The 22,595-nt window shown below is 60.3% G+C and carries 21 protein-coding genes; 9 read left to right on the top strand and 12 right to left on the bottom strand.

All coding sequences use genetic code 11. The annotated features are described in order from the left end of the window. Positions 1-94: 94 nt before the first annotated feature. Complete coding sequence (locus RT21_RS17260; protein WP_046163693.1) at positions 95-919, top strand: alpha/beta fold hydrolase; 825 nt, start codon at positions 95-97, stop codon at positions 917-919. Here RT21_RS17260 and RT21_RS17255 read toward each other — a convergent pair. Both RT21_RS17255 and RT21_RS23640 read right to left on the bottom strand, forming a co-directional pair. Continuing rightward, positions 905-1,783, bottom strand: a complete 879-nt coding sequence (locus RT21_RS17255) for a DMT family transporter (protein ID WP_101153207.1) — start codon at positions 1,781-1,783, stop codon at positions 905-907. The genes RT21_RS17260 and RT21_RS17255 overlap by 15 nt on opposite strands. Positions 1,784-1,891: 108 nt before the next feature. Further along, the gene (locus RT21_RS23640) at positions 1,892-2,032 is read right to left on the bottom strand and encodes a hypothetical protein (protein WP_156155728.1); all 141 of its coding nucleotides are present in this window, start codon (positions 2,030-2,032) and stop codon (positions 1,892-1,894) included. A 61-nt stretch (positions 2,033-2,093) separates the two neighbouring features. Here RT21_RS23640 and RT21_RS17250 point away from each other — a divergent pair, with 61 nt between their 5' ends. Next, positions 2,094-2,498, top strand: a complete 405-nt coding sequence (locus tag RT21_RS17250) for a GFA family protein (RefSeq protein ID WP_046163691.1) — start codon at positions 2,094-2,096, stop codon at positions 2,496-2,498. 104 nt (positions 2,499-2,602) lie between these two features. Here RT21_RS17250 and RT21_RS17245 read toward each other — a convergent pair whose 3' ends face one another. The 6 genes from RT21_RS17245 to hppD all read right to left on the bottom strand — a co-directional run bounded on the left by RT21_RS17245 (position 2,603) and on the right by hppD (position 10,609). Then, complete coding sequence (locus tag RT21_RS17245; protein WP_046163690.1) at positions 2,603-2,959, bottom strand: copper-binding protein; 357 nt, start codon at positions 2,957-2,959, stop codon at positions 2,603-2,605. Further along, the gene (locus tag RT21_RS17240) at positions 2,956-6,120 is read right to left on the bottom strand and encodes an efflux RND transporter permease subunit (protein WP_046163689.1); all 3,165 of its coding nucleotides are present in this window, start codon (positions 6,118-6,120) and stop codon (positions 2,956-2,958) included. The genes RT21_RS17245 and RT21_RS17240 overlap by 4 nt, the downstream gene beginning before the upstream one ends. Beyond that, entirely contained in the window at positions 6,117-7,562 is a 1,446-nt protein-coding gene (locus tag RT21_RS17235) for an efflux RND transporter periplasmic adaptor subunit (protein ID WP_046163688.1), read from the bottom strand. The genes RT21_RS17240 and RT21_RS17235 overlap by 4 nt, the downstream gene beginning before the upstream one ends. Further along, on the bottom strand, positions 7,559-8,812 hold the full coding sequence (locus RT21_RS17230) for a TolC family protein (RefSeq protein WP_046163687.1): 1,254 nt from the start codon (positions 8,810-8,812) through the stop codon (positions 7,559-7,561). Before RT21_RS17230 ends, RT21_RS17235 begins: the two co-directional genes overlap by 4 nt. A gap of 93 nt (positions 8,813-8,905) precedes the next feature. Then, positions 8,906-9,253 carry a hypothetical protein gene (locus RT21_RS17225; RefSeq protein WP_046163686.1) on the bottom strand — a complete coding sequence of 116 codons (348 nt, stop codon included), beginning with the start codon at positions 9,251-9,253 and terminating at the stop codon, positions 8,906-8,908. Between the two features lie 276 nt (positions 9,254-9,529). Continuing rightward, positions 9,530-10,609, bottom strand: a complete 1,080-nt coding sequence (hppD, locus tag RT21_RS17220) for a 4-hydroxyphenylpyruvate dioxygenase (RefSeq protein WP_046163685.1) — start codon at positions 10,607-10,609, stop codon at positions 9,530-9,532. A 637-nt stretch (positions 10,610-11,246) separates the two neighbouring features. On the opposite strand from hppD, the gene RT21_RS17215 reads away from it, so the two are divergent. Further along, a complete protein-coding gene (locus RT21_RS17215) occupies positions 11,247-11,612 on the top strand; it encodes a YgaP-like transmembrane domain (RefSeq protein ID WP_046163684.1) in 366 nt (121 codons plus the stop codon). Between the two features lie 213 nt (positions 11,613-11,825). Beyond that, complete coding sequence (locus tag RT21_RS17210) at positions 11,826-12,041, top strand: hypothetical protein (protein WP_128120836.1); 216 nt, start codon at positions 11,826-11,828, stop codon at positions 12,039-12,041. A gap of 208 nt (positions 12,042-12,249) precedes the next feature. Here RT21_RS17210 and RT21_RS17200 read toward each other — a convergent pair whose 3' ends face one another. Then, positions 12,250-13,413 (bottom strand): NAD(P)-dependent oxidoreductase, encoded by a 1,164-nt coding sequence (locus RT21_RS17200; RefSeq protein ID WP_046163683.1) that lies wholly within the window; start codon positions 13,411-13,413, stop codon positions 12,250-12,252. 119 nt (positions 13,414-13,532) lie between these two features. Continuing rightward, positions 13,533-15,596, bottom strand: a complete 2,064-nt coding sequence (gene rfbD, locus RT21_RS23055) for a dTDP-4-dehydrorhamnose reductase (RefSeq protein WP_052649182.1) — start codon at positions 15,594-15,596, stop codon at positions 13,533-13,535. A gap of 391 nt (positions 15,597-15,987) precedes the next feature. Between rfbD and RT21_RS17185 the strand changes: the two genes are divergently transcribed. The 5 genes from RT21_RS17185 to RT21_RS17165 all read left to right on the top strand — a co-directional run bounded on the left by RT21_RS17185 (position 15,988) and on the right by RT21_RS17165 (position 19,812). Further along, positions 15,988-16,341, top strand: a complete 354-nt coding sequence (locus tag RT21_RS17185) for a hypothetical protein (RefSeq protein WP_045426724.1) — start codon at positions 15,988-15,990, stop codon at positions 16,339-16,341. 79 nt (positions 16,342-16,420) lie between these two features. Further along, complete coding sequence (locus RT21_RS23845; protein WP_177327102.1) at positions 16,421-16,741, top strand: hypothetical protein; 321 nt, start codon at positions 16,421-16,423, stop codon at positions 16,739-16,741. A gap of 211 nt (positions 16,742-16,952) precedes the next feature. Beyond that, complete coding sequence (locus RT21_RS17175; RefSeq protein WP_046163682.1) at positions 16,953-18,137, top strand: hypothetical protein; 1,185 nt, start codon at positions 16,953-16,955, stop codon at positions 18,135-18,137. Positions 18,138-18,269: 132 nt separating this feature from the next. Then, positions 18,270-18,602, top strand: a complete 333-nt coding sequence (locus RT21_RS17170; protein ID WP_046163681.1) for a penta-EF hand family protein — start codon at positions 18,270-18,272, stop codon at positions 18,600-18,602. A gap of 175 nt (positions 18,603-18,777) precedes the next feature. Next, positions 18,778-19,812 carry an NADP-dependent oxidoreductase gene (locus tag RT21_RS17165; protein WP_046163680.1) on the top strand — a complete coding sequence of 345 codons (1,035 nt, stop codon included), beginning with the start codon at positions 18,778-18,780 and terminating at the stop codon, positions 19,810-19,812. A gap of 246 nt (positions 19,813-20,058) precedes the next feature. On the opposite strand, the gene RT21_RS17160 is transcribed toward RT21_RS17165, so the two are convergent. Further along, positions 20,059-21,405: an esterase-like activity of phytase family protein gene (locus RT21_RS17160; RefSeq protein ID WP_046163679.1), complete on the bottom strand. Its 1,347-nt coding sequence runs from the start codon at positions 21,403-21,405 to the stop codon at positions 20,059-20,061. A 172-nt stretch (positions 21,406-21,577) separates the two neighbouring features. After that, positions 21,578-22,402: an aldo/keto reductase gene (locus RT21_RS17155; protein ID WP_046163729.1), complete on the bottom strand. Its 825-nt coding sequence runs from the start codon at positions 22,400-22,402 to the stop codon at positions 21,578-21,580. Between the last annotated feature and the right edge of the window lie 193 nt (positions 22,403-22,595).

Here is a 22,595-nt window from a genome sequence, read left to right as displayed (position 1 = left end):
CCGGCATGACGGCTGCCAAAACTCGCGCCGATACCGGGCTATACAGCTGTCGCGCCGAAGGACACCAACCTGAGCCGGCGATATTAGGATTCTCATGACCGTTTCGACCGAAGACCGCATTCTGCCCACCGAGCACGGCGACGTATTCACGCGGCGCTGGCGCACCCGTCATTCGCGCAGGCCACCCATCGTCCTGATGCACGATTCCCTCGGCTGCGTCGAGCTGTGGCGCGACTTTCCCGACCGCCTTGCTGTGGCCACCGAGCGCGACGTCATTGCCTACGACCGGCTCGGCTTTGGTCGCTCCGCAGCGCATCCGGGTGGCTGGTCGAACAGCTTCATTCGCGACGAAGCCGAGCGGTACTTTCCGCCGGTGCGGCACGCACTGGATATCGAGCATTTCATCGCGCTCGGCCACAGCGTAGGCGGCATCATGGCCGCCAGCCTCGCTGCCCATTACCCTGACAATTGTCACGCGCTAATCACCATCGCCGCCCTTGCCTTTGTCGAAGATCGAACCTTGCAAGGCATCCGCGCCACCCAAGCGGCATTCGCCGACCCGGGCCAGGTCGACCGCCTGCGCAAATACCACGGCGCAAAGGCCGAGTGGATTCTCTGGGCCTGGATCGACACCTGGCTTTCGGACAGTTATGCCGACTGGACAATCGAAGAAAGCGCCCCGGGCTTCGCCTGCCCATTACTGGCCATTCATGGGCGGGACGACGAATACGGCTCGCTGGATCATCTTCACCGTGTCGCTGCGCTGGGGAGCGGCGGCGTGCAAAAACTTCCGCTCGACGGCTGTCAGCATGTTCCCCATCGTGAGCGGCCAGAGACAGTGCTCGACACGGTTGCCCGCTTTCTCCAAGAGCAAGGGGAAGGACGGGTGCAATCGATCAACCGTTTATCGCGCGCTTGAATAGTAGGCCAGCGCGGTAGCCGTGATCAGGATCAGCGCCATACCCACGATTTGAAGGCCGGCCAGGCTTTCGTTGAGAACTGCGACGCCGAACAGCGTCGCACTCACCGGCTCAACCATTGCCACCACCGAAGCGACAGATGGCGCGGTATGGTGCAGGCCGATGATATACAGCGTGAAGGACAACCCCGCGCCAAGTACGCCCAGTAGCATGAACAGCGGCCAGCTCGGCGAACGGAAAACAGCAATGACCTGGTTGGCCTCGACAAGCCAGATAAATACCGTGACAAGCGCGGCGAAAGCGATGACAAGAATCGCCTGTGGGGTGCCGTGCGGCGCCGCATATTTGAAGCCGAAAATGAATACCGCGTAGGACAGCCCTGCAAGCAGTCCGGCGCCCGCGCCGATCAACGTGACGCCACCCGCGCCATTCTTGTAGACGCCTGTCAGCAGCACGATGCCAAGCATCACCACGCCGATCGCGACCCACTTCAGTGGAGTCGATCGTTCCAGTTTGAGAACGAATGACACCAGGTAAACGAACACTGGCGCGCAGTACATCAGCGTCGCTGCAACGGCTACGCTGCTTTGCCTGATGCTTAGGAAGTAGAAAGCGAAGTTGCCGGCTACACCGAGCCCTGCGATCACCGACCAGAACCAGAGTTTGCGGTTTGCCAGTCCGCTGGCACCTGGTCGCAACGCTAGCCAGATGAGAACAAACAACAAACCGATGGCGCCTCGAAAGAACGAAACGACGAACGCATCCCAGCCATCGCTCAAGAGAATACCGGCGATCCCGCCCGATATTCCCCAGCAAAGCGCCGCCATCGCCACAAGCACCGTGCCCTTACGCGCCATTGCCATAGCCTCGTCCGGAGTGGCGACTGCCCTGTCACTTCGACTAACCCTGTCCTCTGTTCGATACTCGCAAGCCAAGGCGGTTCGTATGCCCAACGCAGCCAGACCGTCCGGTTATGCATCGAGTCGCCTGATCAGTACGGCTTTTGGCCCCAGCAGAAGCAGGTCGTCTGCCTGCGGCAGCCGAAGGAGACCTGCATCCGTACGGGACAACACGGTCGCAGCCAATGAAGCGACCTTTAGTACGTCGGTCATCTGTTTTTCAGCTATGACTGTCGGGACAGGTTCAATCCGACCATTGACCAGAGGAAGCCAGATGGAGCGATTCACCGGTGGTTGCCTGTGCGGCAACCTGCGGTTTGTGGCGACGGGCCGCCCGAAGCGGGTTGGCCTATGCCATTGCCTCGACTGCCGAAAGCATCACGGTGCCCTGTTCTACGCCGCCGCTGTGTTTGCGCAGGATGCCGTGACGATCACCGGCGAAGCGCAGGACTATGCCGGGCGACATTTCTGCCCCCGCTGTGGCTCGTCCGTTTTCGCACGCACAGCAGACGAAATCGAAGTGCATCTGGGTTCCCTCGACGCTCCTGATCAACTGATGCCCAGTTACGAAAGTTGGACGGTTCGTCGCGAGGCCTGGTTGCCGTTGTTTCCGCTCACGCGGCACGAACGGGACCGTGATACCAACGCTGACGACCCGCCCCCCGAGTTGCAGACCTAAAGAGACCCTTCGGCCATCCGGATCGCTCGCCGCAGCACAGCCGATATTCGAAGCCAAGGCACCGCGCGGTGCATCCACGGTGCCGAGGGATGTGACCCAGCCTGTTACTGTTTGTCGATTCGAGTGACGACGGCGTTCATCCCTTTCGAAACAAAGTCGAACTCAACCTGGTCACCCTGCTGCAAGGTCCGGAGTTGATCCGGCGTTGCCTTGAAGCCCATGGTCATGGATGGCCAGCCGAGTGCTTCGACCGGGCCGTGAGCGATGATGACCGAGCCCTTTTCCAGGTTCACCTTCTTGACCGTGCCGGTGGCTGTAGCGGCCTGTCCGGCCGCCTGCTGGTCCGTTTGCATGTTCATGCCTTTGTGATCCATCGGCATGCCGTCCATGGGTTGCTTGTCGGCGGCATAGGCAGCAGGTACCAGGAAGAATGCCGCAAGACAGATGTGCTTGATATTCATGGATGTGCTCCTGCGGAGTTGATGGATTGGTGTGGGATGGCCTGCAATTGTCGGCGGCGCATCAGCAGGTACGCCGCCGGCAGCACGAACAGGGAAAGCAAGGGCGCGGTAATCATCCCGCCGACCATGGGCGCGGCGATGCGGCTCATGATTTCGCTGCCGGTTCCGCCCCCCAAAAGGATGGGCAGCAGACCGGCGATGATGACCGCCACTGTCATGGCCTTGGGGCGCACGCGCTGTACGGCGCCCTCGCGAATCGCGTCGAGCAGGTCGGCTTCATCTCGCGCACCGGCGTTGAGGCGGTCTCGCCAGGCGTTCGTCAGGTACAGCAACATGATGACGCCGAACTCAGCAGAAACCCCGGCGAGCGCGATGAAGCCAATACCGGTCGCGACGGACAGGTTGTAGCCCAGTAGATACAGAAACCAGACACCTCCGGTCAGGGCGAATGGCAGCGTGGCCATGATCAACAGCGCCTCGCCGAAGCGGGAAAACGTGAGGTAGAGCAGAACAAAGATGATCAGCAAGGTGGCCGGCACGACCAGTTTCAACTTGGCGTTGGCGCGCTCCATGAACTCAAATTGACCGGAATAGCTGATGCTCATGCCGGACTCGAGCTGAACACTTTCGCTGACCCTTTGCCTCAGATCGCTCACCACAGCAGCCATGTCACGACCACGAACATCGACGTAGACCCAGCCCGACAGCCTGGCGTTTTCGCTTTTTAGCATCGGTGGGCCGTCGGTCACCTTGACCTCGGCAACCGTGCCCAAAGTGATCTGGCTGCCTTGCGGCGTGTAGATAGGCAGGGCGCGCAGATCTGCCAGCGAGTCGCGCCACTCTCGACCGTAGCGAAGGTTGATCGGATACCGCGCAAGCCCTTCGACAGTCTCACCGACGGTCTGGCCTCCGATGGCACCGGCCACGATCGATTGCACATCCGCTATGTTCAAGCCGTAACGTGCCGCCGCGACGCGATCGATGTCCACATCGATATAGCGCCCGCCGGTCAGTCGCTCGGCCAACGCCGAGCTGACACCGGGCACGGTTTTCGCGATTTTCTCGATGGCCAAAGTGGCGTTGTCGATCTGCGCCAACTCGGTGCCATACACCTTCACCCCGATCGGGCTCTTGATACCGGTCGCCAGCATGTCGATGCGGTTTCGAATGGGCGGGATCCAGAGGTTGGCCAACCCAGGCACTTGCACCGTGCGGTCCAGCTCCTCCACCAGTTTTTCGGACGTCATTCCTTCGCGCCACTGATCCTTCGGCTTGAACTGAATGGTCGTTTCGAACATTTCCAGCGGCGCAGGATCGGTTGCGGTGTCGGCTCGCCCCGCCTTGCCAAACACGCGGGCAACCTCTGGAACCGTTTTGATTAGCCGGTCGGTCTGCTGTAACAGCTCGGATGCCTTCTGCGCCGAGAGGCCCGGAAGTGCAGTGGGCATATAGAGCAGGTCACCTTCGTCCAACGGTGGCAAGAATTCACCACCGAGGCGACTGGCAGGCCACAAGCCCGTCAGAAAGACCAGAGCCGCCACCAGCAACGTTGTCTTGGGCCAACGCAGCACCGCGTCCAAGGCAGGCTTGTAGATCCAGATGAGGCCTCGATTGAGTGGGTTGCGGTGTTCATCCGGGATTTTGCCCCGTATCCAGTACCCCATGAGCACCGGAACCAGCGTGACGGACAACCCGGCAGCGGCCGCCATTGCGTAGGTTTTGGTGAAGGCCAGCGGACCGAACAGCCGACCTTCCTGCGCCTCAAGGGTGAACACTGGAATGAACGACAGGGTGATGATCAGGAGGCTGAAGAACAGGGCCGGTCCGACCTCGACGGCCGCCTCGGTGATCACCTTCCAGTGCTCCTGGCCTTTAAGGGTGGAGTTTGGGTAACGCTTGTGCCACGCCTCGATGTGCTTGTGAGCGTTTTCGATCATGACGATAGCTGCGTCGACCATCGCTCCGATGGCAATGGCGATGCCGCCCAGGGACATGATGTTGGCGTTGATACCCTGCCGCTGCATGATCACGAACGCGATCAGGATGCCGATTGGCAACGAAACGATTGCCACCAAAGACGAGCGCAAATGCCAAAGAAACAGCGCGCAAACCAATGCAACAACGATGAACTCCTCGATGAGCTTGTGGGTGAGGTTTTCAACAGCGCTGTCGATCAATTTGCTGCGGTCGTAGGTCGTGACGATTTCAACACCCGGAGGCAAGCTCGCTTTGAGTTCGTCGAGCTTGGTCTGGACCGCGGCGATGGTTTCCCGCGCGTTTTTGCCGCTGCGCAGAATGACCACTCCACCGACCACTTCCCCCTCGCCATCAAGCTCGGCAATGCCGCGGCGCATCTCTGGGCCGAGCTGAACGTGCGCAACGTCTCCGAGGGTTACCGGCACGCCACCATCGAGACGCAGCGGAATGGCTCGAAAATCGCTCAATGTCTGCAAATAGCCGGTCGCACGAACCATGAACTCGGTTTCTGCCAGTTCCAGAACACTCCCGCCGGTTTCACGGTTCGCCTCGTCGATGGCCGTTGCGATCTGCTGCTGTGTCACGCCCCGGCTGGCCATGCGTACCGGGTCGAGTACCACCTGGTACTGCTTGACCATCCCGCCGATGGGTGCGACTTCCGCCACGTTGGGCAGTGTCTTGAGTTCATAGCGCAGGAACCAGTCCTGCAGAGAGCGCAGCTGCGAGAGGTCATGCCTGCCCGTGCGGTCCACCAGCACATACTGGTAGATCCAGCCGACACCCGTGGCATCTGGGCCTAAGGCGGGCTTGGCCGCGGCGGGCAGCCGGCTTTGTACCTGACTCAGGTATTCCAGTACCCGCGAGCGGGCCCAGTAGAGGTCCGTGCCGTCCTCGAACAGGACGTACACGTAGCTGTCTCCGAAAAACGAGTAGCCGCGCACCGTCTTCGCGCCTGGCACCGACAACATCGTTGTGGTCAGTGGATAGGTGACCTGGTTTTCGACGATCTGAGGCGCCTGGCCCGGGTATGGGGTGCGGATGATGACCTGGACATCGGAAAGGTCAGGCAAGGCATCGACCGCTGTGTTCTTGACCGACCAGACGCCCCAGGCCACCGCGAAAACAGTGGCCAGCAGAACCAGAAATCGGTTGGCGACTGACCAGCGAATCATGGCTGCGATCATGGCTGGCCCCCGAGCTTCACGATGCGCTCGATGATCAGGCCCTCGTCAGTTTCACGCACGCCAACGCGGACACGGTCACCCGACTGCAAGCCTGAGGTAAGCGATGGATCGGCAACCGGAAAGGCCATGGTCATCCCAGGCATGTTCAAGGTCTTGAACGGCCCATGCGACAGGCCAACCATGCCGTCTTCCAGCCCCACAATCGTGCCTTCAGCCTCATGCAAAGCGGATTCGAAGGAGGACTTCGGCTGTTCCAGGCTTTGCGCGGTCAGTCCGCGCAGACTCGCCTCGGAATCAAGCAGGAACTGGCCGGACGCAACGACCTTCTGGCCGGCTTCGAGCCCTTCGAGTATTTCGGTTCTGTCATCGAATTCCCGACCGATACGCACCTCGACGGGACGGTAACGGCCTTCATCCTCCGCCAGCATGACCAATGCCCGGCGACCGGTCCGAATGACTGCCTCGGACGGAATGACCAAAGCCTGCTCGACGTCGCGATTCAAGGTCACCTGCGCCGTCATGCCGGGGCGTAGTCGCTGTTGTGGGTTAGGTAGCTCGACCCGGACACGCACCGTACGGCTATCCAGGCTGGCTTGCGGCAGCACGGCCTGAATCGTCCCTTCCAAGGATTCACCGGCAAAGGCCGGCAAGCGCGCGGTTACTTTTTGCCCTTGTGCCAGATGACCGACCTGGGCCTCAGGCACCGCCACCTCCAACCAAACCTTGCTCAGTCCATTGATGCGTGCAAGTGATGCGCCGGCAGGTACTGTCATGCCCTCGCGAACATCAAGACTGCTCAACACGCCAGCAATCGGGCTGGTTACGGTCCAGACCGCGCGTGTCTTGCCGCTCCGTTGCAGTTGCGCAATAACGTCTGCCGGCATACCGGCGAGGCGTAACCGTTGCCGCGCCGCGGCCAACAGCTGGGGTTCACCAACGTCTCGGAGCGCCAGGTACTCTTCCTGTGCCGCGGCCCATTCCGGTATGAGCAGATCGGCCAGCGGCGCCTCCTTGTCGATCACATCCTCAGGTGCACGATCGTAAACGCGCTCGACGAAGCCTCCAGCGCGCGCCTGCACCACCGCCACGTCGCGCTCGTCAAACAACAATGCTCCGGTGGCTTCAAGCGACTGACTGATCGACTCACGCACAGCCGTCGCCAGACGGATGCCGAGGTTCTGCGTCACGCTCGGGTCGATCTTCATCGATGCCCCGTCGCTGCCTTCATCGGCATAACGCGGGACGAGCTCCATATCCATGAAGGGTGACTTGCCCGGTTTGTCGAATTTCTGCTGCGGGACCATCGGGTCGTACCAATAGAGCACTGCCCTGCCCTCATCATCAGCTGCTTGTGCCAAGGCAGCGGTGGGCATCACGGCTGCTGCGGTCGCACCAATCATCACGCTGAGTACGAGCGCCAGCTGTTGTGTGTGGAAGCTCATGGTTGGGTATCTCCAAAGGCGAAATGCAGGCGGGCGTTGCTCAGCGAAAGGTCACGAGACGTGTCGATGCGACGCAGACGGGTTTCGACGAGCTGGCGGCGCGCATCAATCACAGCGATCAATTCGCCTTTCCCTGCGCGGTAATCGGCCATGGCCAGATCAACCTTCTGTTCTGCGAGCGGCAGCAGGGTTTGTTCGAGGCGCGTCAGTACCCGAGACAAGCGCTGATGCTCAGCCAGGTTGGCGGTCAGCTCCTGGTCATGCATACGTAACGTCACCTGGCGCTGAGCCTCGATCTGCGCGAGCCGTGCCCGCTCGGCAGCGATCTTCGGGTCCTGCCGCGAGCCGGTGAACATCGGCAGGTCGAAGCTGACGCTGAGGTTCACCATGTCGCCGTATTCCCGACCCCGACGCAGGTAGTCGACGCCCCAACTCCAGTCCGGTGTTTTTTCGGCGATGGCCTGGCTGACGTTTGCCTCGGCCTCGCGCGTCATCGGACCGAATGCCAGCAGTGCCGGGTGGCGGTCGAGGTTGTGCTGATAGTGAACAGCGTCGGCGGGCCATTGCGGCCAGACGCCTGTCAGCGGCTGGTTAGCCGGCTCGCCTATCCAGCGGCGTAATTCGGCCCGTGCAACCGCCTGGTTGCGTACCAACTCATCTTCCTGTTCTGCCAGCAAGGCGGCTTCCTGCTTGGGAAGCACGCTGTCGGCAGTCTGGCCGCGCCCGCCAGCAATGCGCGCCTGAACAGCCTGGGAAAAAAGCTTGTTCTCGCCGTAGAACTGTTGGAAAAGACTCAACTTCTGCTCGACCGCGAAGCTAGCGACCCAGGCCTCGGCGGTCGCTTGACGAACACTGAGACGCTCGATGGACTGCTGCACGCCTGCAAGCGCGACACCTGCCTGCGCAGCCTCGATCCGAGCGCGCCGTTTCGCCCGATTCGGTACATCTTGCATGACGCCGACCATTTGCATGGTCATGGCCTCTTCATCGAGCCGCCAGCGTGTGTCGCCTTCGATGGGTACGTTTTGCAGCCCAAGCCTGAGCTTCGGATCGGGGAGCTCGCCTGCCGGAATCGCAGCGCTACGAGCAGCGTGGAGGTTGGCAGTTTGCGCGGCTAACGAAGGTGCCTGCTGCTCGGCCAGGCTCAAGGCCTGTTCCAACGTTAGAGCTGACACGAGCCCGGGAAACGAGAGCGCGCCCATGATCAAGGCGGCCACTTGATGGGGCGCCCAGCGAATAAGGGGTTTCATTAAAGGATTCCTGATCTTCCATGCGGGCCAAAGGGCGCGCGGTAACCGACCCGAATGCTCACATTCGGGCGGGTTTCTAGAATTCGATCGGAATCAGACGCGGGGTGGGTGCCAGACGGCATCCAGAAGACGGGAAGGGATCTGGTCGTTATAGGGTGTAGTCACGGGCTTGGCTGCAGGAATCACGTCCGCCTTGGCCGCCGCAATCTGAACGAGGCTGGAGGTTTTGCATTCTTGCCCGTTCTTGCAGACGGTCGTTGGGCCTTGATCCTTTCCTTCACGACAATCTTGATCAGCGTCGTCCATGCCGTTCATGCCTTCCATATCAGCCATCTGGTGATGCACCGACGATGTTGCCGGCATGAGTAGTTGCGCCATCCCATTGATCGGAAGCGTAAGTACCAGCAGCAGGATAAGGAAGGAACGCATGTTGACGGTCATGGGTTCAGCCTATGCGGCAACGCAGAAGCAATCAATAAGACATTTGGTCGCTCTGCAAGCTGCGTAGTCACTTGCGCCCTGTTCTTGCAAACGCATGCATTGATCGCGGCAGCTATTCATCACAGCCCCGTTCTGCTGGCCTGATCGTTTCGCTAATTAAACACATGGCGAAGCCGCACCGGCAGCGGCCTTGTGCCGCCGCCGGTGCGCTTGAAAGCGCGGTGAGACAACTGGATCGATTGGAGCGGCAACCGGAGTCGGTTGCCGTCTCGGTGGTTACTCAGTGGTGCTGAGCACGCCGCGCTTAATCTGATCACGCTCGATGGATTCGAACAGCGCCTTGAAGTTGCCCTCGCCGAAGCCGCTATCACCTTTGCGCTGAATGAACTCGAAGAACACCGGACCCAGCACGGTGCCGGAGAAGATTTGCAGCAGCAGGCGCTGCTCGCCGTCCTCGACTGCACCGTCCAGCAGAATGCCGCGGGATTTCAGCTCTTCTACCGGCTCGCCGTGGTTGGGCAGCCGCCCCTCGAGCATCTCGTAGTAGGTTTCCGGCGGCGCAGTCATGAAGACCGTGCCGCTGGCCTTCAGCTTGTCCCAGGTCTCGATCAGGTTGTCGGCGAGGAAGGCGACGTGCTGAATACCCTCACCGTTGAACTGCATGAGGAATTCCTCGATCTGCCCAGCGCCCTTCGACGACTCCTCGTTGAGGGGGATGCGGATCATGCCGTCCGGCGCGGTCATGGCCTTGGAGGTCAAGCCGGTGTACTCACCCTTGATGTCGAAGTAACGGATCTCACGGAAATTGAACAGCTTCTCGTAGAAGTCCGCCCAGTAAGCCATGCGGCCGCGGTAAACGTTGTGGGTCAGATGGTCGATGAGCTTCAGGCCAGCGCCGACCGGATGACGCTCGACGCCCTCCAGGAACACGAAATCGATGTCATAAATCGAGCTGCCCTCACCGAAACGGTCGATCAGATACAACGGCGCTCCGCCGATACCCTTGATTGCCGGCAGGCGCAGCTCCATCGGACCGGTGGGCAGCTCGATAGCCTGAGCACCCAGCTCCAGCGCGCGGGTATAGGCCTTCTGCGCATCCTTTACACGGAACGCCATGCCACATACTGAAGGCCCATGCTCTGCCGCGAAATAAGCTGGCAGGCCTTTAGCCTCGCGATTGACGATGGCGTTGATCTCACCCTGGCGGTACAGCGCCACATCTTTGGATCGGTGGTTGGCGACATGAGTAAAGCCCATGCTTTCCAGTACCGGCTCGATGACGTTCGGGGTGGGCGAGGCAAATTCGATGAACTCGAAGCCCATAAGGCCCATGGGATTTTCAAACAGGTCGGCCATGATTGGCTCCTTGGAATAACGGTACGTTAGCGAAATTGACGTTATGCAAAGGTCAACTCGGCGGCGCACAGGAAATCCCACGGACGCTGCGACCCAGATGGTCGCCCAGGGTCAATCGAAAGCCCAAGATCTTCATTTCAGCGGCTCATCCGAACGTCAGGCGCGGCCTTCGACCTGCCTTCCTGGCTGCGCTTTAGCCTGCTGGACAGACTAGCTCCGCCAGCGCGCAACGGCTTCACCGGACCGGCCAAGCTCAACGACCTGGCGGCCACCTGGACGGTCCGAAGTCGAGCGGACGCGGTGAACTGGAAAAAAGCGGATGAATCCATATTCGCTGCCATGGCTGCACTGAAGGCGCGCCGTGTCTACGCGGCGCTCTATTATTCTTTTGCGTAATCGAATTACGTTTAGCGAAATCTGCGGGACGCATGTCCAACTGTCAAGCCCATGTCGCGTGCCGCTTATCTCCCGCCTCGAACGAATACCGCTGCGACGCTGCCGAATCTATGGCTAACGAAACGAGGCAAACAGCATCTGCTGTGGCCAGAACACCGCGTTTATCCGACGAGCATCACCTGTCTCGCCCGCTACACCCTCGAGCGGGCGTCATATTCAACGGCTGAACAAAGGAACGACCATGAATCGACTTTTCGACAAGAGCGCCCCGCAAAACGTGCACGGCTGGGAACGCAGCGCCTCCGTTGCGGGCGGGCTGGTTATGCTGGGCAGAGGGTTGCGTCGCGGCGGACTGAGCGGCCTGTTGCAGCTGGCGATGGGTGGCATGGCTTTAGCGCGCGGCATCAGTGGGCGTTGCGAGGCCAAACGTATCCTGACCGCTACCGAGCCGCAGCCACGCCACGTATCCGCCGACAAACAGCGCTACAGTCACATGCCATTGGACTCTGAAGTACACAGCCCAGACTTCGCCGAGCCGGATGTGAACCTACCTGATGCCACGCCAATGGGGCATGAAACGCATCCGGGGGAGCGCCGTGGCACGTAGTGAAATGCTGCGACGGCCGAACGCCCTCCAATCAACTGCGCTGCTCCAGTGCACCTAGGCGGTGGGGCTGTGCCGGGACAGAAAAAGCGGCACTGATGGCCCTTTAGCCAGGGCTAATTCGAGTCCCGCCGAACGGCAGTTGTCGGCCTTATGACGCCGTGGTATCTATGCGCCGTATTCTTGTCACACCTCGTGACATTTTGGGAGACGGTCGTGGATATCATCAAGGCAGATAGCGGAAACCCTGATCGGTGGGGAGTCGTTTATTCCTACGGTAGCGTGTTAGCGGTTTTTGACAACGAGCTGGATGCTCAAACAGAAGCCAGCGGCTTCGGCGGCGCCGTGGTGCGCCTTGCCTGCAGCCTCTGGAACACTCTTAATATGGCCGCTGAAGGCAGCATGACCGGGGACCAGTCTCAGCTCGCGTGAGCTGGCAAGTCGGTCGATCATGCCAGCAGGGTGAAGGCAGTGCCGTCACCCGCTGAATCTTCTTCAGTCAACTGCATGGGCGCTGCGATTGGCAGCGTCTCTTGCACAGTGCGAGATTCGTGGTGATACGGGACGAGGCCGATCCCGGTCCGCTTAAACTCCACGAAACCGTATCCGTCGGCCCAGACCTCCGCCTCGTCCTGGGCTCTCATTGCAGAGCCTGGCGCAACAGCGTTGGCTGAACGTCTGTTTCGATCCGCTGCAGCACTTTTTGTTGTTGCTGGAAGATGATGTCCAGCACGCGGCTGGGCTGAACTTCGATGTCGTCGAACGTGATCAGCTGCCCCGGCTCGACAGCTCTCTTGAGAACCGTGTTGCGCAGCAGCCCGATCGGTACGTGATCGAGCTCGTCGGCAAGTTTGACCGCTTCGCCGCGAACGTCGAACCCACCTATCCCGCGGCCGATCATCTCTCCAGCCTTCATCTCACGCTTGGCGATTGCTGCGACACCCAAGGTGGGCGAAACAGAATTGTTCAGCAGCACGCCGCCACCGGCAAGCACCCGCCGTACGGTCTTGCCGACTTCGAGCGAGCAGAGGTGAAAGGGTCGTGTCAGCACGTAATACGGCCCAGGCCCGAGCTTGAAGTATTCGATTGCTGGCGCCTGCATTTCATCGTGCCGGCACACTAGAAACACGCCGCCCGCCGAATAGCCATTGGGCAATACGTAGTCGACAATTGGCTGTCCGACGCCGTCTGCGATCAGCCCGAGGACGTTGCCGCTGACGTTGAGATCGGTCGACGCCAGTCCTTCCAGACCGCGTCTGGTGATAGTCGCGCCAAACCCGTTGCCTACCACGACCTGCTCGATCTGCACCTTGGTGCCATCGGTGAAGGATGTGGTCTGTTCAATGCTGATGCCCTGGCGCTTGGACCAGTAAGCCATGTCTTCAAGGCTGGGGTTGTGGTTCAGGTAGCCCTTCATGTTGCCGTAGACCAGCGGCTGAAAGCCCATCTGCAAGGCTTCTTCGCGCAAAGCGGCGAGCGATCCTGGCTGATCCCCTTCGGCTTCGGTCAGGAATCCCTTGCCGGACAGGTAAGACCCGGTCGTGACCTGTAGCTCGGCGTTGATGGTGACCACCGGCACGCCGGCTTCGAAGGCGCGCTCGATCACTTCGGTACCGAAAAAGACGTCACCTGTGCACTCGACAATCACATCCGAGTTGGCAATGAGATCGTCAATGGAGTTGGTCAGCGCGTCGGCCAGCGGAAAGCTACTCAGCGTCGCGACGCTTCTACGGGTCAAGACCCGGCTGATTCTAAGATCCTTGTAGTGCTGCATGATCAGACGAACGAAACAGTGCGAGATCATCCCTGTACCCGAAACACCTACTCTCTTGATCGTTGCATCTGTCATGGTGAAATCCCTTCGGAAAAGTCCTGAGCCTCGGACCGTAATATTTAGAAAAAGTTTTTGATTTGTCCGAGTGTTTATTCGCCTGTAGCGGACCGCCTGGACGCCGACAGCTGCGCGGGCTGCTCTTGGATACAAAACGGATACGCCTTGAACGGAACGCGGCTGGGCGAAGGCCCGAACGGCACGACAGGCATATCGCTGATTCGCCGAATCACATGCCGCAATTCATCTCGCCAGTGCTTGGGCCGGATACCGAATGTCTCCTCGATAAGCGAACAATCGAGCACTGACCAGGCTGGCCGCAACGCAGCTCGAGGCAGGCTCGAGCTAGGCACCGGCAGCACACGGGGGGCTGTATCAATCAACCCCGCCGATTCGGCTTCCTGGAACACCTGGGTGGCAAACTCGGCCCAGCTGCACGGAGACGCGCCGCTGTAGTGATACAGGCCCCACTGCAGATCGCCGTCACGGCAATAGCGCAGGGCCAGTTCGATCAGTACGCGTGCAACACTGCGGGCTCGGGTCGGGCAACCGATCTGATCGCTGACGACGGAGATTTCCTCCGTCTTGTTGCCCAGATTGAGCATCGTTTTGACGAAGTTGTTTCCGCGCTCACCGTAAATCCAGCTGGTCCGCAGAATGAGGTAGCGATCAAGCGTCTGGCTGATGACCTGCTCGCCCGCGAGACGTGTGGAGCCGTACACGCTGTTCGGCATCGCCTGGTCGGTTTCACGGTAGGGCTTGTCAGCGTCACCGGAAAATACGTATTCACTCGACAGATGGAACAAGGGAATACCGAACTGTCGGGCGGCTGCAGCCAGGTTGGCAGCACCGTCGCGGTTGACCGCCTGAGCCTGTGCCACTTCCGCTTCGGCGTGATCCAGGTTGGTGTACGCCGCTGCGTTGATGATAAGGGCAGGCTTATGAAGCTCGATGGCCTCGCGAATGTGCTCCGCGCGGGTAATGTCCAATGCCTGGCGAGACAAGCCGATGGCATCCAACCCGAAGCTGGCAGCCTGATTGGTCAGGCAATAGCCGACCTGCCCTTCCGCGCCACAGACGAGAACCCGCATGTTGGTGTGCCCCGTACGGATAGGCGTATCGGCCAACATATCGGTGCGGGTAACCGTGACTGGAGCGGTAGCTGGCTGCTGTTGGATGGTTTGCTCAGCTGTCTCGCCTGACCGCTTTGGGATTAGCTCACGCACGCTCACACCCAGCGCCTCAACTGGCGCATCGGCGGCCTCCGGAACCGGTGCGAAGCTGAAGCTCTCCATCAGACCGGTAAGGATGATGCGTGCCTTGGCAAACTGACCTCGCACCAACATCGCAGCAACCAGGCCCAACCGTGATGTGAACAGGCCTAACACCCGTCGCTTGCGGAAATACCGGCGCGCCACGAACAGTTCGTTGCGTACCAGGTGCCGATGCAGCGCAATCCGACTGGGGTCTGGCTCGCGCAGAATGTCGATGGCACCGCTGACACGCCGCAGGTGCAGGACCTTGCTAGCAACCACGAGGTAACCCGGCGTGTCCTGGCTGATACGCAACGTGAACTCGGTGTCGTCTCCCCACATGAACATCGGGGCCAACGGCACGCCGTGCCGGGACAATGTTTCTCGCGGTACCAGGATCGATACATAGGTGGCTGGTCGCACCGGCACTACACCGAGGTGCAGCAACGCGGGCCAGTTTTCGTAATCAATGGCGTTGGTACGCTCATCGATTCGCGGCACGTTGGTGAGCAAACCCGCCTCGGTAAACGCCCTCGACAGCAAGAAGGAGCGTGGCTGTTTGTGCTCGGCGAGTCGCTGATCAGCCTCGAGCAGTTTTTCCAAGGCATCCGGTTCAGGGATGACATCGTCATCCATCATCCAGACAAAATCAGCGCCCTGCTGATAGGCCATACGAAACCCGGCACTGAAACCACCCGATGCGCCGGTATTGCGGGACAGCACGTACACCTTGAGATTGGCGACTTCTGAGTCGAGCAAGACCTCTTCGGTCCCATCGTTACTGGCGTTGTCGACCACAATGATGGCGTCACACGGACGGCTCTGGGCACTGATCCCTTCCAGACAACGCTTAAGCAAATCCTTGCGTTTGTACGACAGTACGACAGCGTATATCTGATCCATTAGAGCGCTCGGCATCTGAATAAAGAGATTGGGTCCCAACCCGGCAGTCGACCCGACTGGTTAGCGGTGGTGCGCTGCGGTGCGTGATGGGCTTGAGCCATTACGCTCAGCTCTGACCGAGGAAGATCAACGGGGTTCAGTGAATTGCAACCAAATGTGGCGGACTAGATCGCACCGACGCCGATCCTGGTGAGAAAGCCGAATGGCCGCTGGCGCACCGGTTTCCTATCGCCTGGGGCATCAAGCTGAACCCACGCCCAGGTTATTCGCAGTCCGTGGGTCGCAACCAGCGACGGCCTCCCTCGCCCGTCTGATAGCAGCATCGAGCAATCCTCGAACTCAGCGCGCCTGCCCTGTTCAGATGAATAAGCCACCAAAACGGAGAAGCAGAATGAAGAGACCTTTAATAGCGCTTATTAGCTTGGCGTTCGCTCTGCCTGCCCTTGCTCAGGAGCCTCTGGTCGTCAAACGTTTGAACGGTATGAACCTGGAAGTGGAAGAACTGGGAGTACCGCAAGCGTCCTCGGACAAAGTCGATTTGCGCGGCGTCCCCGCCGTCAAGATTACCAACCACAGCCAGGAAATTGCGTCGTGCCAGTTCCACGCCTTACCCGAGGAAACCGTGATGACCGCTGCGCCCGCAATGTCGATTAGCCCAAACGAGCAAGCCGTGGCCAGGGTGCCCGGCAAGTATTCGAGTGGTGGTCCGATTGCCTTGTTGGTGTGCCAGCCGGAGGGCGTATAGCTTCGGTTGGCAATGATCGGAATCAGGTACGGCAACCCCGACACGCCGCTTGGTCGGCACACTTCATCAGGAGACCGTCATGAACAGATCCTTTTTTACGTCACTGGCAGTGACCACGCTGCTGGCCGCAGCCGCCCAACCGGCATTGGCCCAGTGGCCAGCCGGCACCCCGCGAGAAGATACCGGTTCGCGTCCGAGCCCAATGGGCAATCCAACACCCATGGAAAAGCTTGAAACCCACCGCAATGAGCAAGGTCAGATCGTCACTGAGGACGGCCGTATCGTTAAAGGTCTACCTGAGAACGACAGCGTTCCAAACCGCAACATGCACCGTACTGAGCAGGAAACAGTCACAGAGGACGAATCGCACTACTCCGCCACTCCTGGCGAGCTGGAGTAGCCCAACAGCGAATGGTGGAAAGTGTTTGCTTAGCCAGTGAGCCCCGCGTGTCGACGATACCGAAACGGCGCATGGGGCCTCACACAGCCCACCACTAGAGCCAGACGAAGCCCCAGCACTGCCGGACCTCGTGTCGTTCGGCGATGGCTCGGCCAACTGGCCACTACCGTTCAACAATCTTGGCTCAATGGCCGATTCAGGAAAGCATTCAATGAGCCGCTCGATGCTGGTTGGACGACTGATCACCGCTTTGTCGATCAGCCTTCTCTTGGCTGGCTGCGCCGGGACCGAACGTCTCGACACAGCAATGGCAACGATCAACCGGGACTACAGCCGTCTACAGGACGAAGCCTTGCTGCTCAACATCGTGCGCCGCAGCGTTTCGCTACCCGCCCACTTCACTACCGTGACGACCATCCGTGGCCGCAGCCGCCTTTCGGCTGGCGCCAACCTGACGCTGCCGTTCGGGGGCGACGCGCCATCGGACTTCAGTTTCAACCCCCACATGGCGATCGAACAAGGGCCAGGGTTCGACGTGTCGACCCAGGACAACCAAGAGTTTTACCGCGGCTATGTGGCGCCGATCAGCACCACCTCTCTTGCTTTCATGCTGCGCCAGGACTACGCACCGGAGCTGATTCTGTCCCTGTTCCTTGAAAGCGTGCACTTCCAAGGTCCGAACGGAACGGAGCGCTTCTATAACAATCCGTCGAAAATCGCTGATTTCAAACGATTCCAGCAAATGGTGAGCCGCCTTGTCGACCAAGGCATCACCATGGAGAGCGCCTTTCTCGTCAGCCGCTACGGGCCAGAACTTGAGCTCAAGCAAGCGCCCTCCATCGACCAGTTGATTTCCGCACGTAAGGAGAACCTGGCCGTCAGCACGCGCGGCAACAATCGCTACCAGCTCACCGAATCGGTTGAAAGCGCCCGGTTCTGCTTCGTCCGTCCTCAGGAGAACCTGTTCAAGCTTGCCCGGTGCAAACTGGAAAGCCGAAAGGAGTTCCAGCTGGGCGACCCGGACTTCTTCGGCAGCGTCGGTGGCGGCCGTGTGTATTTCGAAGCCGAGGGCATCGGCAAGGTCGAGTTGCACACCCGCTCACTCGCCGAAGTGTTCGACTATCTGGGCGAGTGCGTGCGGGAGCAGGAAGCCAACGGCACCTTGCTAACCGTCAGAACCCACGCAGGGCAGCAGCCGATCATCCGCGTGGAGCAAGGAATGACAATGAACGCGATGGTCCGCACCGAATTTGCTGGCGACGAATACTGGATCCCCAAGGGGCCAGCCGGCGGACAGTCCGGGGCCGTCCTTTCGATGGTTTCGCAATTGCTGGCACAGGCCCAATCGGTTGAGGACATGCCCATCAACAACACCATCAATCTGATCGGCCAATAGCCGTTGCGGCTGTATGACCCCATGTCGGTAACCGAATGTTTTTTAGAACTCTCAGAGCTGACGGGGTACGAAAACTATGTCAGCGCCATCCTCTGGTGATGACTACCCAGTAATTTGCAGAGGAGAAGCAGCATGAACATGAAATGGCAAAAAGCAGTTGGTGGTATCGCCCTGGCAGCGGCCCTTGCAGGCGGCTCGGCCATGACTTACGCGGCGGATATGGACTACAACACCTGGGATGCCGATAAGTCCGGCTCCGTGGACTACAACGAGTGGGATACCGGGTTCGACAATCAAGGCATGTTTTCCCGTTGGGATGCTGATCGAAACGGCACACTCTCCGATGAGGAATATGGCCAAGGCGTCTACAACAGCTATGACCGCGACAAGAGCGGCGACTGGAACGAGGAAGAGTACAACCGCTTCCGTGATGACGCCGGCGATGAAGGCTGGCTCGACGTCTGACGTTGCCGCGTTAGCTTCAATCGTGATGTAGCAGCCGCCCCCTCATGGGGGCGGTCGTGTTTTCGGGCTTCGACTTTCTCCAGCGCGAAGCCAGTCATCGCGCCAATGGATGGAACGTCCCGCGCAAGACAGGCTCCCATTTTTGGTCTGCTGATCGATCAATGGGAGAACCTCGATGACACAACAATCGCAACACAACCGCAGCATCCACCTCGCCTCGCGCCCGCACGGTGCACCCACCGCCGATAACTTTCGGTTGGAAACCGGTCCGGTGCCGAGCCCCAACGACGGGCAGCTCTTGCTGCGTACCGTTTATCTCTCGCTCGACCCCTATATGCGCGGCCGCATGAGTGCCGGGCCATCCTACGCGCCACCCTTGGAAGTAGGCGATGTGATGGTCGGCGGTACGGTTTGCAGGGTCGTAGAGTCCCGCCATGCCGACTACAAGGAAGGCGACTGGGTGCTCAGTGGCAACGGCTGGCAGGACTATGCTGTTTCCGATGGGGCCGGCCTGCTCAAACTTAGCCAGGACATGCAGCACCCTTCCCATGCCCTGGGTGTGCTGGGCATGCCCGGTTTCACCGCCTACATGGGTTTGCTCGATATCGGCCAGCCCAAGGCCGGCGAAACGCTGGTGGTGGCCGCAGCCACCGGCCCCGTTGGCGCGACTGTCGGGCAGATCGGCAAGCTGAAAGGCTGCCGGGTTGTCGGCATCGCCGGTGGTGCTGACAAATGTCAGCATGCGGTCGAAACGCTTGGCTTTGACGCCTGTATCGATCATCGCGCCGAAGATTTTGCGCAGCAATTGGCGGACAACTGCCCAGACGGGATCGATGTGTATTTCGAGAACGTCGGCGGCAAAGTATTCGATGCCGTGCTGCCACTCCTCAACACCAGCGCACGGGTGCCGGTCTGTGGCGTCGTCGCGCAGTACAACAGCACCGACCTGCCAGACGGCCCGGACCGTTTGCCATTGCTGCTCGATACCATCCTCAAGAAGCGCATGCGCATGCAGGGCTTCATCATCTTCAACGACTACGGGCACCGCTACGACGAATTCGCCCGTGACATGAGCGCCTGGTATGCCGAGGGCAAGATCAAGTATCGCGAGCAGGTCGTTCAGGGACTGGAAAATGCGCCCGAGGCGTTTATCGGCCTGCTCGAAGGTAAGAATTTCGGGAAACTGGTCGTGCAGGTCGGCGAGGCCTAACGTCTTTCGGCACGTGTAATCACGGCTCGTTTGGTGGATAGAAGCGGAACGTCGCCCACCCCACTCAACGGCCGAAGCAGGGGTCGGCGGCGCCCAAATATCCGTGGGCAACCGCCGCCTCATTATTTTCGCGGGCAAGGACTCGGCGTTCCCCTCGCGCCTACAGCTGAACCAGCGAAACCGCATGATTTCGTAGGCCAGCTTGCTCGCGATCCGCACTCAAACATCAAGCGATGTAGGGCAAGCTCAGCCTTGACCCAGCCCAGCCGACAATTCGCAGCGGCGTGCATCCCTGGCCTGTTGCAGATGCGGCGGCCGCACGCCGGGGATCGGCTTGGCCAAGCGAATCTTCAGGAACTCGGTAACGTCCGCATTGAGGCCCCGCCCTCCTCCATAAGGAAAGTTGTTGTCGTTGGTGACCAGCAAGGTGCGCGCATCAAGCGGCAGCACGCTTTCGATGGTCACGTAGGGAAAGGTGACCGACCGCTGGCCGTCGCCGTTCAGGTCGTCGGGGTCGGCCAGCTGCATGAGGTCGACCACTTCGGTTTTATGCACGGCACCACCACTGGCGACACCACGGATGTCGATCAGGTAGATCTTCTTGAACGGGGTGCCGTTGGTAGCGGTAGCGCCATTGCGCTCGATGACCAGAAAGCGCGTCTCGTCGATCGCGGTCATGTCTCCGATGGCGTGCTCCGGCGCCTGCAGGCGATAGAAGAACACCTTGCCGCTATAGCGCTCCTGATCGATGTCGAACTCGTTGATTCGCAGTGTGCCGGCCGGATCGCCGTTGACGGACTTTTCCAACAGCGCGTACAGCCGATCGCCGCGCGGGTTGATCGCCATGCCTTCAAAGCCACCTGAGCCACCCAGATTGGCGGTTGCGCGCCCAGCCACTACGTCCGCGTGCTGCGGCGCGTAAACGCCCGGTAGCGAGATGGCGCTACGGGTAACGGTGCCGGAGGCATCGGTCTTCACCAGGTACGGACCGAACTCATCACCAAACCACATGGCGCAGTTCTTGTCGCGGCGCACCGACTCGACGTCCAGGTCGGCGCCCGTCAGCAGGCGACCGAAATCGATGGCACTGTCTACGCGCGGCTTGGAGCCGTCGTTGTAATAGAAGCGGTAGTCGGCCTGGATCGGCAGTTCCAGCTTTTGATTGATGTCGTTGAGCGTCAGGCGCGACGGATGAGTGAAGCGAGCCAGCGGCGCACCGCTGAGATAGTCGCTGGCGCTGACCTTGCCGCTGCCGCCACTGGCGGTGCGGAAATCCGGCCGCACGCTGTAGAGCCGCAACAGCGCATCGGCAGAGTTCGTTTGCCCACCGAAGCCGTTGTCGGTCATGAATATGAAGCTGTTTTCATCTGCGCCCGGCAGCACGGCGGAAAAGCCCTGTACCGGCTGGCGGTTTTCATAGGGTGGCGCGAAGGTGCCGTAGGGGTTCGCGTTGGCCATCTGACCCGACGTCGGGCCGTCAGAGAACGTATCGGCAGGCATCATCGCCCAACCCACCAGGGTATTGGTGGCAGCCATGGCGGGGGCAGAGATCGCAGCGGCAAGCGCCACGACCAGCGGCTTCGGGATTCGCATGTTGGGTGTCTCCATCCGTTTGGAGCCTGCGCCGTGCGACATGCGCGGCGCTCTGGCACCGGAGAACCACCTTAGAAAGTCACTGTGTCAGGAATATGGCTATAGCTGAATAAGCGTCATTACGCCGGCACCGCTCGGCGAAAAGGACCTTACGACTAGGCCACAAAGCGCGTCAGGCGACCTCATGCCCTCGCGCCGCCTGGGCGAGATAGAACCAGGTCTGAGTATCAAGTTGCAGCTCGGCGCCCAGCAGCGCTTCCTCGATTCGCTCCCAGCGCAGGCTACCGAGGATCGGGACCGGCTTGCCGGGGAGCTTGCGCAGCCAGGCCAGGGCGACCTGATTGGCTGTGGCATTCAACGCCGCGCCAACCTCGTCGAGCGCACGCAGCAATTCAGGACCGAAACGTCCACCGCCCATCGGCGACCACGCCAGCACATGCACTCCTTCGCTCTCCATGGCGTGCAACCGACCATCCCACGCGGCGTCCTGCGCCTGCAGAGAAAGCTCGATCTGGTTGCAACGCAGCGGCAGCTCCCGCGCCAGCGTCTGGCAGTGCAGCAACTCCGCATTGGAGACCCCGAGCCAGCCGATCTTGCCGCTGCCGACCAGATCATCCAGCGCCCGCGCGACTTCATCGACCCGCAGCAAGGGATCGGGGCGGTGCAGCAGAAAGCCATCGAGGCGCTCCACGCCCAGCCGCTTCAACGAGCCCTCCACCGCCTGGGTGAGGTAGTCCGCCCGGGTGTTGTAGTGCTTGACCTGCCAGCGCGAGCTGTCCTGCGCAGCGGGCACGATATCGGCCTTGCCGATCAGCTGGACCTGCTCGCGCAACGCCGGGCGCAGTTGCAATGCCGCGCCAAAATGCGCCTCGCACTCACCAGCACCATAGATATCGGCGTGATCGAAACCGCTCAGGCCGCGCTCCACACAGCGCTCGATGAAGCCCAGCAGCGCCTGCGGCTGCGCCAGTTCGGGGTATTGCATCAGGCGCATCATGCCCAGCAAAAGAGGTTGTTCGACGACCTTGTTCAAGTGATCTCCAGTTTCGTCAGGGGATGAGGCCAGCCGCAAGGATAACGATGCTGCGACCGGAAGGTCGTGTACTGACCGGTCCCAGGACGCAAGGTTCTGCCCCCTGATCGCAACGCTTGGCGAATCGCCCCAAAAAAGGGAGCTTTTCGCGAAGACC

Source organism: Pseudomonas sp. 10B238, assembly GCF_000970615.1.
Classification (GTDB): Bacteria; Pseudomonadota; Gammaproteobacteria; order Pseudomonadales; family Pseudomonadaceae; genus Stutzerimonas.
This window is presented reverse-complemented; position numbering and strand designations above follow the sequence as displayed.

Excerpts from the sequence above, each read along its gene's own strand:
- RT21_RS17200 (WP_046163683.1), bottom strand. The coding sequence starts at position 13,413 with ATGATCTCGCACTGTTTCGTTCGTCTGATCATGCAGCACTACAAGGAT.
- RT21_RS17245 (WP_046163690.1), bottom strand. The coding sequence starts at position 2,959 with ATGAATATCAAGCACATCTGTCTTGCGGCATTCTTCCTGGTACCTGCT.
- RT21_RS23845 (WP_177327102.1), top strand. The coding sequence starts at position 16,421 with ATGAACAGATCCTTTTTTACGTCACTGGCAGTGACCACGCTGCTGGCC.
- RT21_RS17165 (WP_046163680.1), top strand. The coding sequence starts at position 18,778 with ATGACACAACAATCGCAACACAACCGCAGCATCCACCTCGCCTCGCGC.
- RT21_RS17235 (WP_046163688.1), bottom strand. The coding sequence starts at position 7,562 with ATGAGCTTCCACACACAACAGCTGGCGCTCGTACTCAGCGTGATGATT.
- RT21_RS17175 (WP_046163682.1), top strand. The coding sequence starts at position 16,953 with ATGAGCCGCTCGATGCTGGTTGGACGACTGATCACCGCTTTGTCGATC.
- RT21_RS17260 (WP_046163693.1), top strand. The coding sequence starts at position 95 with ATGACCGTTTCGACCGAAGACCGCATTCTGCCCACCGAGCACGGCGAC.
- RT21_RS23640 (WP_156155728.1), bottom strand. The coding sequence starts at position 2,032 with ATGACCGACGTACTAAAGGTCGCTTCATTGGCTGCGACCGTGTTGTCC.
- RT21_RS17215 (WP_046163684.1), top strand. The coding sequence starts at position 11,247 with ATGAATCGACTTTTCGACAAGAGCGCCCCGCAAAACGTGCACGGCTGG.
- RT21_RS17225 (WP_046163686.1), bottom strand. The coding sequence starts at position 9,253 with ATGACCGTCAACATGCGTTCCTTCCTTATCCTGCTGCTGGTACTTACG.
- RT21_RS17170 (WP_046163681.1), top strand. The coding sequence starts at position 18,270 with ATGAACATGAAATGGCAAAAAGCAGTTGGTGGTATCGCCCTGGCAGCG.
- RT21_RS17230 (WP_046163687.1), bottom strand. The coding sequence starts at position 8,812 with ATGAAACCCCTTATTCGCTGGGCGCCCCATCAAGTGGCCGCCTTGATC.
- RT21_RS17255 (WP_101153207.1), bottom strand. The coding sequence starts at position 1,783 with ATGGCAATGGCGCGTAAGGGCACGGTGCTTGTGGCGATGGCGGCGCTT.
- RT21_RS17185 (WP_045426724.1), top strand. The coding sequence starts at position 15,988 with ATGAAGAGACCTTTAATAGCGCTTATTAGCTTGGCGTTCGCTCTGCCT.
- RT21_RS17240 (WP_046163689.1), bottom strand. The coding sequence starts at position 6,120 with ATGATCGCAGCCATGATTCGCTGGTCAGTCGCCAACCGATTTCTGGTT.
- RT21_RS17155 (WP_046163729.1), bottom strand. The coding sequence starts at position 22,402 with ATGATGCGCCTGATGCAATACCCCGAACTGGCGCAGCCGCAGGCGCTG.
- RT21_RS17160 (WP_046163679.1), bottom strand. The coding sequence starts at position 21,405 with ATGCGAATCCCGAAGCCGCTGGTCGTGGCGCTTGCCGCTGCGATCTCT.
- hppD (WP_046163685.1), bottom strand. The coding sequence starts at position 10,609 with ATGGCCGACCTGTTTGAAAATCCCATGGGCCTTATGGGCTTCGAGTTC.
- rfbD (WP_052649182.1), bottom strand. The coding sequence starts at position 15,596 with ATGGATCAGATATACGCTGTCGTACTGTCGTACAAACGCAAGGATTTG.
- RT21_RS17250 (WP_046163691.1), top strand. The coding sequence starts at position 2,094 with ATGGAGCGATTCACCGGTGGTTGCCTGTGCGGCAACCTGCGGTTTGTG.